The sequence below is a fragment of the Marinitoga sp. 1137 genome (genome assembly GCF_001941525.1).
GTDB lineage: Bacteria > Thermotogota > Thermotogae > Petrotogales > Petrotogaceae > Marinitoga > Marinitoga piezophila.
Genome location: NZ_CP009471.1, coordinates 620,652 through 639,457, shown reverse-complemented (window position 1 = coordinate 639,457; position 18,806 = coordinate 620,652). Strand labels below are relative to the sequence as shown.

At 26.5% G+C, this 18,806-nt stretch carries 19 protein-coding genes; 4 read left to right on the top strand and 15 right to left on the bottom strand.

Translation table 11 applies throughout. From position 1 onward, the window contains the following. Positions 1–12: 12 nt before the first annotated feature. Positions 13–2,106, bottom strand: a complete 2,094-nt coding sequence (locus tag LN42_RS03225) for a heavy metal translocating P-type ATPase (RefSeq protein WP_075780345.1) — start codon at positions 2,104–2,106, stop codon at positions 13–15. A 185-nt stretch (positions 2,107–2,291) separates the two neighbouring features. Here LN42_RS03225 and LN42_RS03220 point away from each other — a divergent pair, with 185 nt between their 5' ends. Next, positions 2,292–3,242, top strand: a complete 951-nt coding sequence (locus LN42_RS03220) for a M23 family metallopeptidase (protein ID WP_075780344.1) — start codon at positions 2,292–2,294, stop codon at positions 3,240–3,242. A gap of 390 nt (positions 3,243–3,632) precedes the next feature. On the opposite strand, the gene LN42_RS03215 is transcribed toward LN42_RS03220, so the two are convergent. From LN42_RS03215 to LN42_RS03150, 14 genes are all read right to left on the bottom strand, one after another. Continuing rightward, positions 3,633–4,898 carry an IS256 family transposase gene (locus tag LN42_RS03215; RefSeq protein WP_075780256.1) on the bottom strand — a complete coding sequence of 422 codons (1,266 nt, stop codon included), beginning with the start codon at positions 4,896–4,898 and terminating at the stop codon, positions 3,633–3,635. A gap of 108 nt (positions 4,899–5,006) precedes the next feature. Continuing rightward, positions 5,007–5,261: an SHOCT domain-containing protein gene (locus LN42_RS03210; protein ID WP_075780343.1), complete on the bottom strand. Its 255-nt coding sequence runs from the start codon at positions 5,259–5,261 to the stop codon at positions 5,007–5,009. An 11-nt stretch (positions 5,262–5,272) separates the two neighbouring features. Continuing rightward, complete coding sequence (locus LN42_RS03205; protein WP_075780342.1) at positions 5,273–5,707, bottom strand: SoxR reducing system RseC family protein; 435 nt, start codon at positions 5,705–5,707, stop codon at positions 5,273–5,275. Between the two features lie 40 nt (positions 5,708–5,747). After that, the gene (locus LN42_RS11195) at positions 5,748–5,948 is read right to left on the bottom strand and encodes an SHOCT domain-containing protein (protein ID WP_198029631.1); all 201 of its coding nucleotides are present in this window, start codon (positions 5,946–5,948) and stop codon (positions 5,748–5,750) included. A gap of 15 nt (positions 5,949–5,963) precedes the next feature. Next, on the bottom strand, positions 5,964–6,257 hold the full coding sequence (locus LN42_RS03195) for an SHOCT domain-containing protein (RefSeq protein WP_075780341.1): 294 nt from the start codon (positions 6,255–6,257) through the stop codon (positions 5,964–5,966). An 18-nt stretch (positions 6,258–6,275) separates the two neighbouring features. Then, positions 6,276–6,659 carry a DUF302 domain-containing protein gene (locus LN42_RS03190; RefSeq protein WP_075780340.1) on the bottom strand — a complete coding sequence of 128 codons (384 nt, stop codon included), beginning with the start codon at positions 6,657–6,659 and terminating at the stop codon, positions 6,276–6,278. A gap of 83 nt (positions 6,660–6,742) precedes the next feature. Further along, positions 6,743–6,973, bottom strand: coding sequence for a hypothetical protein (locus LN42_RS03185; protein WP_075780339.1), 231 nt, complete (start codon positions 6,971–6,973; stop codon positions 6,743–6,745). A gap of 152 nt (positions 6,974–7,125) precedes the next feature. Beyond that, positions 7,126–7,401 (bottom strand): metal-sensing transcriptional repressor, encoded by a 276-nt coding sequence (locus LN42_RS03180; RefSeq protein ID WP_075780338.1) that lies wholly within the window; start codon positions 7,399–7,401, stop codon positions 7,126–7,128. Positions 7,402–7,425: 24 nt separating this feature from the next. After that, entirely contained in the window at positions 7,426–7,632 is a 207-nt protein-coding gene (locus LN42_RS03175; protein WP_075780337.1) for a heavy-metal-associated domain-containing protein, read from the bottom strand. Positions 7,633–7,644: 12 nt separating this feature from the next. Continuing rightward, on the bottom strand, positions 7,645–10,137 hold the full coding sequence (locus LN42_RS03170) for a heavy metal translocating P-type ATPase (RefSeq protein ID WP_075780336.1): 2,493 nt from the start codon (positions 10,135–10,137) through the stop codon (positions 7,645–7,647). Between the two features lie 172 nt (positions 10,138–10,309). Beyond that, entirely contained in the window at positions 10,310–11,743 is a 1,434-nt protein-coding gene (locus LN42_RS03165) for a GGDEF domain-containing protein (protein ID WP_075780335.1), read from the bottom strand. A 2-nt stretch (positions 11,744–11,745) separates the two neighbouring features. Then, positions 11,746–13,011: an amidohydrolase family protein gene (locus LN42_RS03160; protein WP_075780334.1), complete on the bottom strand. Its 1,266-nt coding sequence runs from the start codon at positions 13,009–13,011 to the stop codon at positions 11,746–11,748. A 2-nt stretch (positions 13,012–13,013) separates the two neighbouring features. Then, complete coding sequence (locus LN42_RS03155) at positions 13,014–14,480, bottom strand: GGDEF domain-containing protein (protein ID WP_014296083.1); 1,467 nt, start codon at positions 14,478–14,480, stop codon at positions 13,014–13,016. 58 nt (positions 14,481–14,538) lie between these two features. After that, positions 14,539–15,309, bottom strand: a complete 771-nt coding sequence (locus tag LN42_RS03150; protein ID WP_075780333.1) for a metallophosphoesterase — start codon at positions 15,307–15,309, stop codon at positions 14,539–14,541. Positions 15,310–15,566: 257 nt separating this feature from the next. On the opposite strand from LN42_RS03150, the gene LN42_RS03145 reads away from it, so the two are divergent. From LN42_RS03145 to LN42_RS03135, 3 genes are read left to right on the top strand one after another with little or no spacing between them, the layout of a single operon-like run. Next, positions 15,567–15,887: a hypothetical protein gene (locus LN42_RS03145; protein WP_014296081.1), complete on the top strand. Its 321-nt coding sequence runs from the start codon at positions 15,567–15,569 to the stop codon at positions 15,885–15,887. Between the two features lie 17 nt (positions 15,888–15,904). Further along, entirely contained in the window at positions 15,905–16,945 is a 1,041-nt protein-coding gene (locus LN42_RS03140; RefSeq protein WP_075780332.1) for a V-type ATPase subunit, read from the top strand. 4 nt (positions 16,946–16,949) lie between these two features. Beyond that, positions 16,950–18,806, top strand: coding sequence for a V-type ATP synthase subunit I (locus LN42_RS03135; RefSeq protein WP_075780331.1), 1,857 nt, complete (start codon positions 16,950–16,952; stop codon positions 18,804–18,806).

The window sequence follows — 18,806 nt, the reverse complement described above, 5'->3', positions numbered from 1 at the left end:
AAGTCGCGAGTGTTATTTTTTTAAAATTCTTAACGTATTAAATACTGCTATTAAAGTTACACCAACATCAGCAAATACGGCCCCCCACATGTCTGTTTTTCCTAATGCACCAAGTGTGAGAAATAATACTTTTATTCCAAGAACTAATATTATATTTTGCCAGGTTATTTTTAAAGTTTTTCTTGAAATCATTATTGAATCAACTAATTTGGAAATATCATCGTCCATAATAACAACATCAGCTGCTTCTATTGCTGCATCTGAGCCAAGACCTCCCATTGCAATACCAACATCGGCTCTTGTTAATACAGGAGCATCATTTATTCCATCGCCGACAAAAGCAGTAGAAACTCCATTTATAAATTTTTCAAAAAGTTTTATTTTATCCCCGGGAAGTAATTCGGCATAATATTCATCAATTTCAAGTTCTTTTGCAACAGATTCCGCTACTTTCTTATTATCTCCAGTAAGCATTACTGTTTTTTTAATTCCTAAATTCTTTAGATTTTTTATTACTTCAGCGACACCAGGTTTTATTCTATCTGATATTTCAATATATCCTGCAAATTTGCCATCAATAGCAACAAATACTATAGTTCCATTGTATTTAATTTCTGGAGTTTTTATTCCATACATACTCATTAATTTTTTATTTCCTACTAATATTTCTTTTTTATTTATTTTTGCTTTTATTCCATAACCTGAAATTTCTTCATAATCTTCTATATTATCTTTAGTTATATTTTTTCCAAATTTTCTTTTTATTGATTCCGCTATTGGATGATTTGAATGCTTTTCGGCATATGCAGCTATTTCAAGTATTTCTTTTTCTTTAAAATTATTAAAAGCTTTTATATCAACAACTTCAAAAACTCCCTCAGTTAATGTACCAGTTTTATCAAAAATTATTATATCTAAATTTTTAAGCCGTTCCAGGTAATTTCCGCCTTTTACAAGAACTCCACGTTTAGACAAGGCACCTACTCCTGCGAAATATCCAAGGGGTATGGAAACAACAAGACCACATGGACAGGAAATAACAAGGAAAATCAAAGCCCTGTATAACCATTCATTAAATGATGCACCTGTAATTAATGGAGGTAATGTTGCTAAAGCGATAGCCAGAAATACAACAACAGGTGTATAATACTTTGCAAATTTTGTTATAAGTTTTTCACTTTTTGCTTTTTTTGCTGCAGCATTTTCAACCATATCAAGTATTTTAGAAATAGTAGATTCTGCATATTCTTTATCAACCTTTATTGTAATAACACCATTAAGATTTATAAACCCGCTCATCACTTCATCATTTTCTTTTATTGTTCTGGGAACAGACTCACCTGTTAAAGCAGACGTGTCAACCATAGAATTTCCTTTTACTATAAAACCATCTAATGGTATTCTCTCACCAGGTTTTACAATTATTAGGTCACCTTTTTTAACTTCTTCTGGAGATACTTTTATTTCTTTTCCATTTTTCAAAAGATTTGCATAATCCGGTCTAATATCCAACAAAGCTTTTATGGATTTTTTTGAATTATCTACAGCCATGTCCTGTAATAGTTCACCGATTTCATAAAATACCATAACTCCAACTGCTTCAGGAAATTCACCTATTGAAAAAGCACCTATTGTTGCAACACTCATTAAAAAATTTTCATCAAAAATATTTCCACGTATAATATTTTTAAAAGACCTTATTAATACCTTTCCACCAGAAATTAAGTATGCAATAATGTATAATGAAATCTGAAGCCAAACAGGCTCTTTTACAAACAAGGCAGTTAAAAATATACCAAGTGCAGAAATTAATCTGATAATTTCAAATTTTCTGTTAAATTCTTCATCGCCATGATTATGACCGTTTTCATTATTTTTTTCATTTTTATTGTTTTTTTCGTATACCAATACTTCTGGTTCAATATTTTTTACTAATTTTTTTATTTCTTCTATTTTATCTTCATCATCTACATTAACAGACAATGTTTTGGTAATAAAATTTAATTCTACTCCTTCAACATTTTCCAAATTTTTTACGTTTTCTTCTATTTTTGCAGCACAACTTGCACAATTTAAACCGTCGAGTACAAGTTCCTTTTTTTTCATTTTTCTCACCTCTTTTATTTGAATACTTGAATGATTATTCAAATATATTATAGCAAAAAATTTTTTCAATGTCAAACAAAATAAATTAATTAAAAGTAAATTTACACAATATACATATTAGAGTTAATAAAATACTGATATTATTTAATTGAATATTTGTTCAAATATCAAAAAGGAGGTATTATATGAGATATTTATTAATTACACTATATATTCTAATTCTAACAATCTTTTTTTCTGAACTTTTTCAAATCCCAATAGAAAATTCATACATTACATCTTCTTTTGGAGAATATAGAAATACAGGAAATAAACCACATTTTCATACTGGAATTGATTTTTCTTCATTTTCAAAAGCAGGAATTCCTATACGCTCTATCGAAAATGGTTATGTTTATAAAATATGGTTAAATGAACCAATCTATGGCAATACTATATTTATTTATCATCCGTCAATAAATAGGCTTAGTGTTTATGCACATTTGAGTTCATTTAATGGAATAGTTCAAAATATAGTTGATTCTGTAAAAAAAGAATTTGGGAATAATTTTGCTAAAATTAATTTTCCTAAAAAAGAAATTGTTATTAAAAAGAGAGATATTATAGGTTTTTCTGGAAAAAGCGGTGAGGCACAGGTACCAAATGTTCATTTTGAAATAAGGGAAATTAAAAAGTTCGGAGATAATAAAATTGAAATTGTAGAAGATGCTCTTGAATATATAAATTATACAGATATAAGAAAAAAAGAGCTTGTTATTTCGAAGATTAGAATAAACAATAATATTTATAATTTATCTGAAAATGTTCCAGTTGAAATTCCTTTTTATTTATTTCCAAAAATTGAAATAAATATTTTTGAGAAAGTAGGAGAAAATACTAAAATAATTCCCAAAAGAGTATCTTTAAAAATAAATGATGAAATGATATATAAAATAGAATTTGATAAAATAAGAGATGATGAAATGTATTCACCTGACAGCATTTTTGGTTATGGTTCTAATTTATACAATTATTGGGTTAAATTGTATTCAACCTCAAAAATAACTCCGATTAAAATAAACCGATGGAATGAATTCTTAAATTTTTCAAAAGAAAGAAATTGCAAATGTCAAGTAACTTTTGACCCCCTGGGGTAAAAAATTGACCCCCTACTATATATTGATTTGAATAAAGGTTTTTCAAAGATTTATTTTAAGAATCATTGTTCCGTTTTAAAGTTTTTGGGACTATCCAAAATACTGTGTAAATTAATTATAGTTGGTTATAAGAGATTATTTGTGTTTAGGAATAAATATGATGTTTATTCTTAATAATTCAAGAAAATTCAATACTTTGTGAAATCAAAATATTAGAGTTATAATTTTTAATGAGATATTAAAAATTGTTTGAATAATTTTTTTAATAATCTTTTTGTTTTTTAAGAAGCTAATTTTTGAGTTTTCACTCCTTTTGCACAATTTAGTGCAATCTTTTAAGAAATATTCACTTTTCAAAGTTTAATATATACAGAATTTTGAATTTTCTTTTTAATCGTTTGTTCTGTAAATAGGCACTCTATCATCTCCAAAATATATTCTTAACTCATTTAATATTTGTCCCCAATCCCTAATTCTTGTAGTCCATTTTTCCGTTATTCTCATTGCTGCAAAATATATTGCTTTTATCAATGAGTCATCTGTTGGAAATACGCTTTTGTTTTTGGTTATTTTTCTAAATTGTCTATGAACATTTTCTATTGGATTGGTTGTGTATATCAGCCTTCTTATTGGTTCTGAATATTTAAAATAGGCTGATAATTTATCCCAATTATTTTTCCATATTTGTACTGCCAAGGGGTGAGTTTCGCCCCATTTTTTTTCGAAATCTTCAAGTGCAGCTTCAGCAGCTTCAAGACTTGGAGCTTGATATATAGGTTTTAAATCCTTAACAACAGCTTTTCTATGCTTATGAGGGACATATTTAAATGTATTTCTCAATTGATGGACAATACACATTTGAACTTCAGTATTAGGGAAAGCGGTATGGATTGCATCAACAAAACCATTTAACCCATCAACAGAAGCGATTAAAATATCTTTAACACCTCTGGCTTTTAAATCATTCAAGACATTCATCCAGAATCTTGAGGATTCAGTTTTTTCTATGTATATACCAAGGATATCCTTATATCCATCAAGATTAATACCTATGACGTTATATATAGCCTTTCTTTTAACAACACCATCTTCTTTTACTGAATAAAATGAAGCGTCCAGATATACAATAGCATATATCTCTTCCAAAGGTCTATTTCTCCAATCATTTATTAAAGGCATTACAGAATTAGTAATCATACTGATTTTCTCTGGAGAAACTTCCACATCATATATTTCTTTAATATGGTCTCTAATATCCCTGACACTTAATCCTTTTGAATATAGCGATAATACCAAATCCTCAATAACAGAAATATGTCTTTGTCTCTTTTTAACAATTTGTGGTTCAAATTCTCCATTCCTATCCCTTGGAACTGTTAATTCCATCTCACCATTTTTAGTTATTACAGTTTTTTTAGAATAACCATTTCGATAATTATCGTTATCCTCAGGTTTTCTGGAATACTTTTCATATCCAAGTTCATAATCCATTTCTGCTTTCAACATTTCTTCAAGCATTATTTTTACAAGCTTTTTGCTTATATCCTCAACATCATTCCAATCCTTAATTCCATTTTCTTTTATATATTGTTTTATGAAATTCCTATCCACATTGCCAAGAATCTGTTCATTTTCCTCTTTTCTTTTTCTCGGCATTACTATCCCCCCATGTAACCTTTTTTTCAAAATCCCCTTTCTCTTTCACCACACTCCTAGGCTTCCTTTTTTCACATATTCATTCTTTTTATTTTTCTATTTTTTTATTTACACACTTTTTATTATACTACCCTTTTTTCTAAGGTATTCTTCTTCAGTTATTTCGCCTTTAACAAATTTTTCATCCAATAAATCTAAAGCCTTGCTTTTCTTATTTTCTTCTTCTAATGCAGGTTGATACGTATTTTCATACTGGATTTGTTTTTCATGATTTTCATAATTTTCCCACTGTTTATCATAATTTTTATTTCTCCAATACCAAAAATTTCTTCTGTGAAATCCAAATAAACCTCCGCATGGCATTTTCTAACCTCCTATATACTGAAATTTTTATATACATTAACTTTTTTAATTATTTTTGGAATATATTTTGTTTTTGCTATATTTTTGTCATAAAGATATATGAAGTAATATGAGGCAATCATTCCGGTTAATCCAATAATAAATGAAAGTATTTCACTTAATCCTAATGAGAATAAAGAAACAGTTAAAATAACCATCATTAATAAAGGAATTCCATACATAATAAATGCTGCTTTGTATTCTAAAGAACTTTCTTTTTCTATATATACATATTCATTTTTGTTTAATTTCAATTTTTTAGGATTAAGTACCTTAATTCTTCTGTTTGAATTACCCATTAAATTACATGAACCTTTTATAGTACATGAAGTACAATTTAAAGCTTCTAAAGCATGTACATAAACATATTCATCATCTATATCTACTATTTTCATTAATTCGTTCATAAAATCACCTCATAAATTTCTTTATTTACAATAAATTTGTTCACTCAATAAGTTTCTTTTTTCTTAAATATTCTTCCTCGGTAATTTCACCATTTACAAATTTTTCATTTAAAATTTTTAAAGCTTCTTTTTTCGAATCTTCACTACTATACTGGAATTCACTTAATTTTTTTGCTGCTTCAGGATTTTTCATAAAATACCATATTATAATTATTATTAATAATAGACCAAAAAACATCATACCATTCACCTCTCTTTATTTTTTTTGAATTAATTCTTTTTTTCTTAAATATTCTTCCTCGGAAATTTCGCCTTTTACAAATTTTTCATTCAAAATTTTTAATGCGTTGGAATTATCATCTTTTTTATTTTGAAAATCATTTTTAAAATTAAAATTATTGCTAAAAAAAATCTTTTTTATAATATAATAAGTTATTACAAGAAAAAATATTAAAAATACAAAATTAAATATCATACCCAAAAAACTATAACCTCCAAAAGCTCCAAATCCATAATATGGTCTAACTCCATACCAGTTCCATCCATGCATAATATTCCACTCCTTTCTTTAAATTTTATTAATAACCTTTATTAGGGAATTTTCTATTTCATTGGCAATTTTAAAAACTTTATCATTATTTGTTGATTCCATTGCTATTGTTGGTTTTATTACAGCAATGCTTGTTTTGTTGTTTTTTTCATATATGATTACATTACAGGGTAAAAATAAACCAACATTTTCTTCTGCAATTATTGCCTTATGAGCATTTTGCGGATTACAAGCTCCAAGTATTGTGTATTTTTTAAAGTCTATTCCTAATTTTGCTTTGAATTTTTCATCAAGATCAATTCTCATTAAAATACCAAAACCTTCTTTTTTTAATTCTTCTTCAACCTTTTTTATAGCTTCTTCAAAATAATAGTCTGTTTCTTTTAATATTCCATAATTCATAACTTTTCCTCCTTGTTTGTATACTCCCGTACCCGGGGGGGTATAAATATCATAACATTACTTCCTTAAAAATTCCTTAGAATTTATTTATTTTCCAAAATTAATTTTTCAATGTAATTTATTTCATCAACAACATCATTTAATTTTCTTATAACAATGTTTACATTTAATCCTTTATCTATACAGCTTTCTTTTAAATTACTCATTTTTGCACAACATATATCAAAACCAAAATTTTTTAATTCATTAAATAACTTATTATCCATATCCATTATTTCCTTTAAACTCATATTTTCATTAATTTTTGTCAACATATTATCACTCCTTTCTTTTAATTTGTTGTTTGTTTAATCCCTGCACCCCTGTGATGGGGTATATACAGTATAACACCTTTTCCTTAAAAATTCCTTAGAATTTTTAATTTATTTAAATTATTTTTCTATTGAGAGTATAAGTAATAGTTCAATTATATATTCTTGTTTAGATATTCGATTACTTCTTCTAATTCAACTATTTTTTGATTTATTTCATCTTTATCATTTGAATAGGCAGCATTTTTTACACAGTGTTCAAGATGGTTAATTAAAATTTTTGAATTAGCTTTTTTTAATAGAGCAATTGATGCCAATATTTGTTTGGAAATGTCTATACAGTATCTATCCTCTTCTATCATTCTTATAATAGCTTCTACCTGTCCTTTAGCAGTTTTTAATAATGCTAAACTTTCTTTGTTATCAGGCATTTTATCACTCCTTGTTGTATGGATTTATTCAATAATTTTAATTTCTTTTATCTCATATCCAGCTTCATCAATAGCTTCTATGAGTTTTTCGTCAGATATATTACCTTTTATAACTGCTTTACCTATTTCCACAGAAAGAATATTTATATCTGGTAATTTTGTCAACTCTCTTTTTACATGCATTATACAATGCTCACAATTCATTCCACTAATAATTATTTCTTTTTTCATAGTCATTCCTCCTTAATTTTTTGGTTTAAAATTTTTTAATCTTAACGCATTTAACAATACAGATACTGAACTAAATGACATTGCTGCTGCAGCAATCATAGGACTTAATAATGGGCCTCCAAAGATATGCAATACACCTGCTGCTATCGGAATACCTGCTGTATTGTATCCAAATGCCCAGAATAAATTTTGTTTTATATTTCTTATTGTTGCTTTACTCAATTGAATTGCTGTTACTACATCTTCAATATCACTTTTCATTAAAACAATATCAGCTGATTCAATTGCAACATCTGTTCCTGAACCAATTGCTATTCCAACATCTGCTTGTGCTAAAGCAGGAGCATCATTTATCCCATCTCCAACCATTGCTACAATCTCTCCATCTTTTTGGAGTTTTTTTATTTCATTTGCTTTATCCTGCGGTAGTACTTCAGCAAGAACGATATCTATACCTACCTGTTTTGCAATAGCATTTGCTGTTTTTTTATTGTCTCCAGTTATCATTGCAACCTTTATTCCCATTTCATGTAATCTTTTTATTGCATGTTTGCTTGAAGGCTTTAAAGTATCAGCAACTGCTATTATTCCTTCTAATTTTCCATTTATTGCGATAAACATTGGAGTTTTTCCTTCTTCTGCCAATTTATTTGATTCTTTCATTAGGGTTATTTCAATTTTTTTATCTTTCATAAGTTTCATATTTCCAAGATAAATTTTCATACCTTCAATTGTCACTTCAATACCATACCCTGGAATAGCTATAAAACTATCAATTTTTTTTAAAGATAAATTTTTTTCTTCAGCAGCCTTTACTATAGCATCTCCAAGCGGATGTTCTGATCCTTTTTCAGCAGTTGCTGCAAAACTTAACAACTCATCTTCGGAATAATTTCCTGTTGTATATATATTTGTTACTTTTGGCTTGCCTTCTGTTATTGTTCCGGTTTTATCAAACACAATTGTTTTTATTTTATATGTTGTTTCCAGAGGTTCTCCACCTTTTATCAATACACCATATTCTGCACCTTTACCTGTACCAACCATAATTGCTGTAGGTGTTGCTAACCCCAAAGCACACGGACAGGCAATAACAAGAACAGAAATAAAAATAGTTAATGCGAATATTTGCCCTGCGCCACTTAGGTACCATGCTATTGCTGCAATTATTGCAATTGAAATTACTATTGGTACAAAATATCCGGAAATTACATCTGCCATCTTAGCGATAGGAGCTTTTGAACCCTGAGCTTCTTCAACTAATTTTATTATTTGGGCAAGTGCAGTATCCTTTCCAACTTTTGTTGCCTTAAACTTAATACTTCCATTTTTATTAATAGAACCACCAATAACTTTATCATTTACACTTTTTTCAACAGGAATGCTTTCACCAGTAAGCATGGATTCATCAATTGAAGTGTGACCTTCTATAATAATACCATCAACTGGAATTTTTTCTCCAGGTTTTACAATTAAGATATCTCCAATTTCTACCTCATCTACCGGAATTTCAATTTCTTTTCCTTCAAGAAATAAAAGAGCTGTTTTAGGCTGTAATCCCATCAATTTTTTAATAGCTTCTGATGTTCTGCCTTTTGTTACACTTTCAAGATATTTTCCGAGCAAAATTAAAGTTACTATAACTCCAGCTGTTTCAAAGTACAGATCATTTGCGTATTCAGTGTTTCCTAAATATATTTGATAAGTAGCAAATAAACCATATAAAATAGCGGCGGATGTACCAATCGCAATTAATGAGTCCATATTAGGACTAAATTTTATTAAATTCCTAAATCCAATAGTATAAAATTTATAACCAGCAATTACAATTGGTATAACTAGCAATAATTGAGAAAGTGCAAAGTTAAGAGGATTAGTATCGGGATTTATAATATTTGGCAAATTAATTCCAAGCAAATGTCCCATTGAAATAAATAATAAAGGTATAGAAAAGAATGCAGAAACTAAAAATTTGTTCCATAAAATTTTAATTTCTTTTTGTCTTCTTTCCTTTTCATAATCTATATTGTCTTTTGAAGATACATTCAGTGGTTTGTAACCTGCATTTTCTATTGCTTTTTTTATATTACTAATTCTAACTGTTTTAGGATCATATGAAACAATAGCTTTTTCTGTGGCAAAATTCACATTAACTGAAATAATACCATCAATTTTATTTATTGATTTTGTAATTGCGTTAGCACATGATGAACATGTCATTCCTTCAATTGGAATAGTAATGGTTTTATAATCTGACGGTATGTCTAAATCATAACCAACGTCTTTAACTATTTTTTTTATCTCATTTTCATCAACTTTTGTAGGATCGAATTTTAAAGATAATTTTTCAGTAGCAAAATTTACATTTACTTTTTCAATGCCGTCCAATTTTTCCAATTTTTTTTCTATTGTTCTTGCACATGAAGTACATGTCATACCAATAACACCTAATTCTTTTTCTACAATATTTTTCGAATTTTCATTTTTTAAAACTTCTTTTTTCATATTAATTCCTCCTTTTATACACCCCCTATATAGGGTGGGGTATTAATAGTATAACGTTTTTTATTTGCAAATATATTACAATTATGTCTACGAGTTTAATTTTAAATGTATATAAATATTAAATAAAATAAAAAAGCTCAGAAAATTCTGAGCTTTGAATAATGAATATATTTTATTTTTTTAGATAATTTTTTGCTTTCATTTCATACATTTCTTTATCAGCTTTTTTTAATGCTTCAAGGTAGTCTTCTCCTGAAAATTCAGATATTCCGTAAGAGATTCCAACTTCAAAATCAAATTCATTATTCTGAATATCTTCACAAATTTTATTCATTTTTTTCTTTATATGATTTATATCCGTTTCTGGAAAAACAATTAAAAATTCGTCACCACCATATCTAACAGCTATATCCATTTTTCTTATTCCATCATTTATCTTTTCTGCCACGTATTTTAGCACTTTATCACCAGTTAAATGCCCATATGTATCGTTTATTTTTTTAAATTCATTAACATCAATCATCACAAAAACAGAGTTTTTCTGACTTCTTTTCAGGTATTCTACATGTTTTATAATCCATTCATTAAAGAAGTATCTGGAATATAATCCTGTTAATTGATCTTTATTGGCAATACTTTTAAAGTATTCTTTTTCTTCATTATAATTTTTTATAACTCTTTTATATTGAAATGTAATATATATCTGATTCATAATTAGTGAGATTAATTTTTTATCTTCTTCCGAAATGGCTTTATTTTTGCCAAATATAAAGATTGCAGAAGCATTTTTGTCGCCGGAATGGTATAAAAATATTCTGGAATAAAATATTTTATTTTTAAATATTTCATGATTTAGTATGTATTTTCTATTGCCGATTTTTATTTCATTATTGAATATTGGCACATCTAATTCTTTCATATTGTTTTTTCTAATATATTCAAGGGCCAAATCAGGTGTGGGTTTTAGAATTCCATTATAAAACACGTTATTGTAATATATAAATTCTTCATAATAACCATTTTCTTTTTCATATTTAAAAACACCAAAAAGGTCTATCATATTTATTTTTTTCAAATAATTGTATATTATTCCTATGTCATTTTTTAGATCAAAATCTGTTGAATATGAAAGTTTAAGGATATCATTTAATATTTCTGTTTTTTCCTTAAATTCTCTTAATTCATTTTCTTTTTTTATTATTTCTGTCATATCTTTATAGATACTTAGAAATAATTGTTTTCCAAATACATCTATTTTTTGTGTATTTAAATAATAAATTTTATTGTTAATGGTTCTAAATCTATCTGGAACTTCTTTTCCCTGTTTTAACGCTTCATATGTTTCTATTATTTTTTTTCTTTCAGATTCAGGAAAGAGTTCAATATACTCTTTGCTTGTATTAATATCTTTTCCAATCATTTTTTTAAATTCTAAGTTGTTATAATGTATATTTTCTTTATCATGTATAACAATGGAAAACGGTAGCATATCAAGAATCTTATATGCATCTTTTATAATGTTGTTTAATTGTTCATGTCTTTTTCGAACAAAGTAAAGATGGAGAATAATTAGAATTATTCCAACAGATATAAAATACAATAACATCTTTAAAACTCCCTTTGAATTTCATCAGGATAGGTTAAATTAATTAAAGGATTTTCTTTAAAGATAATATAACCATTATTTCTATCTTTACTGTCAATTAATTTTGGCGAATAGATTATTGTCTTTAAAATATAATCCATGGGTAATCCTGAGAAATTTAAGATTTTTGCATCTCTTACCCAATCTGGTGTTTCAACTGGTGCATCAGAAGAAAAGAACATAGGAATATTATGATTATAAATTTCTTTAAATCTATATGTGAGAACTTTTCTATTTCCTAATCTTTCATTTAACATTTTATCATCGGATTTCATAAATTGCGGTTGCATATCTAAAATAAGTTTAAACCTTTTAATTTTTTCAATTTGTTCATCATGTAACATTGAAGCGTGAATAATTCTATGCCATTTTTCAGGTTTTAATTCCTCAAAAGAGTCAAGAATAATATCTATAGCCTTATCTCCTATTGCGTGCATTGCAAGGTGTAAATTGTTATTTTCACAAAATTCTATCACCTTTTTAAGTTCATCTTTTTTCCAATTTAATATTCCAAATGTATTTTTATTATCATTATATACTTCTCTTAAATATGCGGTTCTTCCTCCAAAAGAGCCATCTATATAAACTTTTACAGCTTTATATTTTTTGAATATTTTCTTATTATTTAATTGAATTAATTCATCAAAATTATTTACAGCTATTTTTTCATATATAAATAATTCCTCATCTTGTGGAAGTTCATTTATATCAATTCCGTGTAAATCATCAGAATGTATATAACCATATCCTCGTTTTAATAGATAATCTTTTGCAGTAGAAAATGCTTTATTAATATCAGAAAAATAGCCATATTTATTATAAATTTCTTCAAGTGCTTTTTCTTTTACTAATCCGGTTTTTACATCAATATTTTCTTTATTTTTAAAATCAATATCTTCAAAAACTTTAGAATTAACTAAAGCAATATGACCACAATTTCTTATCATAATAATAGGAATATCTTTGGTAATATTATCCAGCATACCAATATTTATTTTTGTATTCATCCAACCTCTTAGAATGATTTTTTCAGGTGCTTCATTTATTTTTTTTAGAATTAGCTCAATTATTTCATTATCTTTCATATGTAAAAGGTCAGGATTTAAAAGTTTTTCACCAAATCCCAATATATGCATATGTGTATCTGTAACCACTGGAATTGCAAAGCTTTTGTTATTAAATTTAGTGTTTTTATATATGAATTTTCCATCTTCATTGAAATAATACATAATTATCCCTCTTTAACATTTGAATTTTTTTTCTTTTTTTTCATTATATACATTTTTTCATCAGCTTCTTCAAAAGAAGTATAGAATTCTTTAAAATCAGAAATACCATATGAAAAGTCATAACCAGTTTTGTTTTTAAAAATATTTCTAATACGCTCTATAATATTTTCAGCATTTTTGGCATTAATAATTAATATAAATTCATCTCCGCCCATTCTTATTACATAGTCTGATTCTCTCAGATTGTTTTTTGCAATTTCCACAAATTCTTTTAATATTTCATCGCCTTTTTTATGGCCAAATTCATCATTTATCTTTTTTAAATCATCAAGGTCTATTAATACTAATTTCCCCTTATGTGGAATTTCTTCAAGAAAACTTCTATTATATGCATTGGTAAGTGGATCCATGATAGCTTTTTTATACATTTTATTACTATGTTCAGCAAGAAGTCTATAATTAATTACCAGATGAAAACCATAGCTTAAACTTACAATTAACATACCATAATTAAAGATTACCGGTTGATTTATTTTAAATAATACTACTATAATTGATTGAAATGACGTAAAGAGCAAAAACCATGTTGAAAAATAATAAAGGTTTAAAGCGTTTTGATGTATTCTAAATACCGCTGCCAAAAGATTTAAAATAATTATTAAATTGGATATGTCATAGACCTTTTTTAATATATAAAAGTTAGGAGTGGCCCAGATTATCAAAATAGCTAAAAATGTTAATATAATTAAAAATTTATCCTTTATATAGCTGTAAATATAGAATTCTACACTTTGCATTATATATAGAGAACTTAGAAAAGAAAAAGTTATCAGTATTTTCTTTAAAATAAAATATTGCATTAAGCTTCCATTGCTTACACGTGTATGGAAATCTATTAAATATAAACCCACAAATATTAGAGATAGCCCGAGAAAAAAGAAATGTTTTCTATTAATTTCTCTATAGGATAAAAGTATTAAAATAATACCGAGAATTAAAGAACTACCAATTATTATCAGGTAAATATCTTCGTTGAATATTTTTATCAATAAATAATATTTATTGGCTACATTTTCTGAAACCAAATATGGATAATATCTTAAACCATAATCATATGCACCTTCAATTACAAGTTTTAAAGTATTATTTTCATTTAATATATTTTTGTTGAAACGTACAAGAAAAGCTTTATTCCAGAGATTTCCAGAACTGCTTCCAAAATCATATATCATATTATTATTGATAAAAACCTGTATTCTTGTTCCCGCTATTTTTGGGATTATCAAAGAATTATAATCAACTTTTTTAAAAGTTGTTTCTAAGGTTATTTTATCTGGAGTTTCAAGAATTTTATAAAATGGAACTTCAATATTCCAATCTTTTAAAACATATCCTCTTGGTAGAAATAACCATGAAACAAAAAAAAGCAATGCCATAAAAAGAAGTAAAGAGGTAAGAAATTTTTTCATAACGGGCCCCCTTATTTTAATGTTAAAATAATTATATTAATATTATTATAATAATAGATTACAATCTAAAATCAATTCTTGAATTAATTTTAGCTTTTCCCATATTATATGTTTTTCCTAAAGCTAAAACAACAGCTAATTCAACAGGTAATCCAACATTTACAATTTTTTCTATGGTAGTTTTTACATTATATTTTACTTTAATGAATTCATAAGAATAAATGCCATTGAATATATCCATAATTAAATATGTAGCTAAGGGTTCCCCGTCTTTTGTTCTTCCTACACTTCCAGGGTTAAGTATAACTTTTCCATTAATATGTTTTGCCATCATTAAATGTGTATGACCAAATACAAATATTTCTGAATTATTATACAGGGATATTTTTATGAACTTTTCTGCATTATCAGAAGGTTTTATATACTCAAATAAATTATCAAAAGGGCTACCATGGGTTAGAAAAAATCTGAGATTTTCTTTTTCAAATTCCATATATAATGGTAATTCCCTTAAAAATTTTTTATTTTCTTTTGAAGTATTTTTTATAGTCCAGTTTATCGATTCATCACCAACTTCTGTTTCTCTTCCAGGGTTATATGCACATCCGCAGCTTTCTTTTTCAAATCCTATTGCATCATCATAATTTCCTCTGACACATTTAATATTTTTATTTTTAATTATTTCAATAACTTCATTTGGATTTGGACCATAGCCAACTATATCTCCAAGACAATAAATTTCATTTATTTCTTTTTTTTCAATATCCTTTAAAACAGATTCAAAAGCTTCTAAGTTTGCATGTATATCTGAGATAAAAGCTATTTTCATTAATTTGCTCCTTTCTATTTTAACTTTATTTTAATTATATCCATAAAAGGTTTATTTTATATTAATTAAAGTATCAGACGCGTTAAAAAAAATCAAGGATTAAAATCACGTTTTTAGATTTTTCAATGAGATATAATTAAATATGACAGATTATATCTTTAATTTTTTCTTAATAATATCTATTTATAAAAATCCATATTTTTATTTTTATTTTAATTTTTAAAGGAGTATAATGTATAACAGAAGGAGGTGTAAAAATGGAATATTCCCCAGAAGAAATAGTTAAAAAACTTGTAAATGCTGAAGTTGAACATTCTAAAAAATTGGAAACTGCTGAACAGGAATTAAAAAAGCTTTTTGAAAAAAAGAAAAAAGATATTGACAATGAAAAAGAAAAATTATTCCAAGAGATTGAAAACGAATGTAAAGAAATAATAAATTCTGCAAAGGAAAAAGAAAAAAAGCTTTTTGAAACGCTTGAAAACGATATCAAAAAATTAAAAGAAAGGTATGATAAATTAAATGATAATATAGATGAGATTAGTAATAAAATTATTGAAAAAATTATAATAAAATAAAATTGGAGATGATAGCCTTGAAATTTCCAGCCCTAATGTCAAAGGTTAAAGTCTTGCATTCAAAAATATTGACAGAGGAAGACTTTAATAATTTGATAAATACAGAAACGGTTACAGAGGTAACCGAATATCTTAAAGCAAATACACATTACAAAGAATATTTTGAAAATGTGGATATTTCAAAACTACATAGAAGAGATGTAGAAATACTTATAAGACAGGCAATTTTAAAAGATTTTTATAATATATATTTCTATCTTCCAGTTGAAGGTCAAAGATTCTTCAAATTAATGGAAAAGAGATTTGAAATAGAAAATATAAAATTTATCCTTCGTTCCCTGCATTCTGAACATCCTGAATATATTACAGAGGAGAAATTCTTCCCCTTATACCACCAGAGTATATCCACAGATACCCTGCTTACTATTAAATCTTTTGATGATGCATTAAATGTATTTAAAAATAGTGTGTATGGCTCCATATTTGAACCTGCTTACAGTAATTATCAAAAGAATGGAAAAATTCAATATCTTCTTAATGCTTTTGATTTCTGGTATTTTACCAATATGAAATCGATGTTGAGTTTAATGCCAATGTTTGGAAAAAACTTGAAATATCTTTTCTATGAACAAATGGATCTTGCTAATATACAGTGGATATATCGTTCAAGAATATTATTTAAGTTGTCTCCAGAAGAGGTTTTGAATTTTCTAATGCCTATACATTATAGATTAACTCAGGATGAATTAAGAGAACTTGCAAATGCTTCCAATACAGATGAATTTCTTGCAAAATTAACTGAAAATAAATATGGTGAATTCTTTAAAAATGTTGATCCGGAAATTTTTCCATATATTATTGAAAGGCTATGTGAAAGAATTTTGTTGAAATCATCAAGGAAGCTAATATCTCATACACAAAATGGATTTGATGTAATGAGTGGATATTTGTATATAAGGGAATATGAATATAAGGATTTAATAACATTAATTGAAGGAAAAAGATATAAATTGCCAAATGAAAAGATTAAAGAGTTTTTGTTATTAATGGGGGTGTAATAAGATGAAAAAAGAAATGATACCATTCACTATAATATCCAATAAATATGAATTGGAAATTATTTCAAAAAAGATTCTCGATTCTAATAATATAGAAATAGTTCCTCTTGAAAAGGTAATAGATAAAAAAATATTAAAACAATTGAAAACAGAAAAAGAAAATCCATATAAACAGATATATGATGATTTTATGAATATATTCAATAGTGTAAATAGAACCCCCAAACCAAAAGTTAAAGAAATAGATTTCCCTATGATTATAGATAAGGATGAAATAAGTAATTTTTCAGAAAAGTTGAATACAGAACTGGAAAATATATCAAATAAAATGTCAGAGTTAAGCGAAAAAAAAGAAATTTTGTCAAAGGAAATTGAATTATTTGAAAAATTGAAAAATATAGATATAGATGTATCAGATCTAAAAAAAATGAAACGTTTAAAATATAGGATAGGAAAATTAAATAAGCTTTATTTTGAAAGGTTTTGTGACAGTATAAAAAAGGAGAATATAATAAGCATTATCCTTGACTCGGATGAGGTAAATACCTGGGTTTTTATAATATATGATTCCAATTTAAAAATAGAAAAGATTTTATCCATAGCAAATTTTGTCGAATATAAGATTAATGAAGACTATGCAGGTTATCCAAAAGACATATTACTTTTATTATATGATGAATACAAGTCCATTGAGTATGAAATAGAAATGCTAAATATGGCAAAAAAGAAGATATTTTTCGAAAATAGAAGATTTATATACAAATATTTTGATTACATATTTGTTCTAAAAAACATATATGATCTTGCTCAAAATGTTAAGTTTACAGAAAACTTTTTTGTAATATCTGGTTGGACTACCAGAGAAACATATCAAGAACTTGAAAAACATGTAAATACAAATGATTACATATTACTTTTAAGATATGCATTTAATGATAAAGCACCAACTATTTTAAATAATAAGGGATTTTTCAAACATTTTGAATTTATTGTGAAAATGTTTGGTGTTCCATCAAGTGATGAAATTGATCCAACGCCGTTAATAACTTTAATGTTTTTGTTTTTCTATGGAATGATGTTTGGAGATGTAGGACATGGTTTTATACTTTCAGCATTAGGTTTTTGGTTATATAAAAAGAAAGGTTCCGATTTGTTTTATGTAATAGGTGCTTCAGGATTATCTTCAATGTTATTTGGAATTTTATATGGAAGTGTTTTTGGTTTTGAAGATATAATACAACCTTTATGGAAACGTCCAATGGATAATATAAATTATTTTTTACTAATTTCTGTATATTTTGGTATAGCAATTATAACTGTGGCAATGATTTTAAATATAGCCAATAGAATTAGACGTGGAGAAAAAAGCTTTTTGTTGTTTGACCCAAATGGCATCTCAGGAATAGCTTTGTACTGGATATTGTTGGGTTCTGTATTCTATATGATGAAAAATGGGGTATTTCCAAAAATAAGTTATATATTCATAATTACATTAGTAGTTTTAATATATTTAAGAAGTATTTTATTTGAAGAAGGGAAATTTGGAGAGAAAATTGTTCAGGGATTCTTTGATTTATTTGAAGTATTATTGGGATATTTGAGTAATACGCTTTCATTTATAAGGCTTGGTGCTTTTGCAATGAATCATGCAGGCTTGTTTTTGGCTTTTTATATGATGGCAAAAATGACAAATAATCCCGTATCGTCATTTGTTATTTTATTGCTTGGAAATATAATAATAATTGTTCTTGAAGGGCTTGTAGTATTTATTCAAACGTTGAGGCTTGAGTATTATGAATTTTTTACAAGATTCTTTAAAGGTGATGGAAAGGAATTTAATCCTATAAAATATAAATTTTAA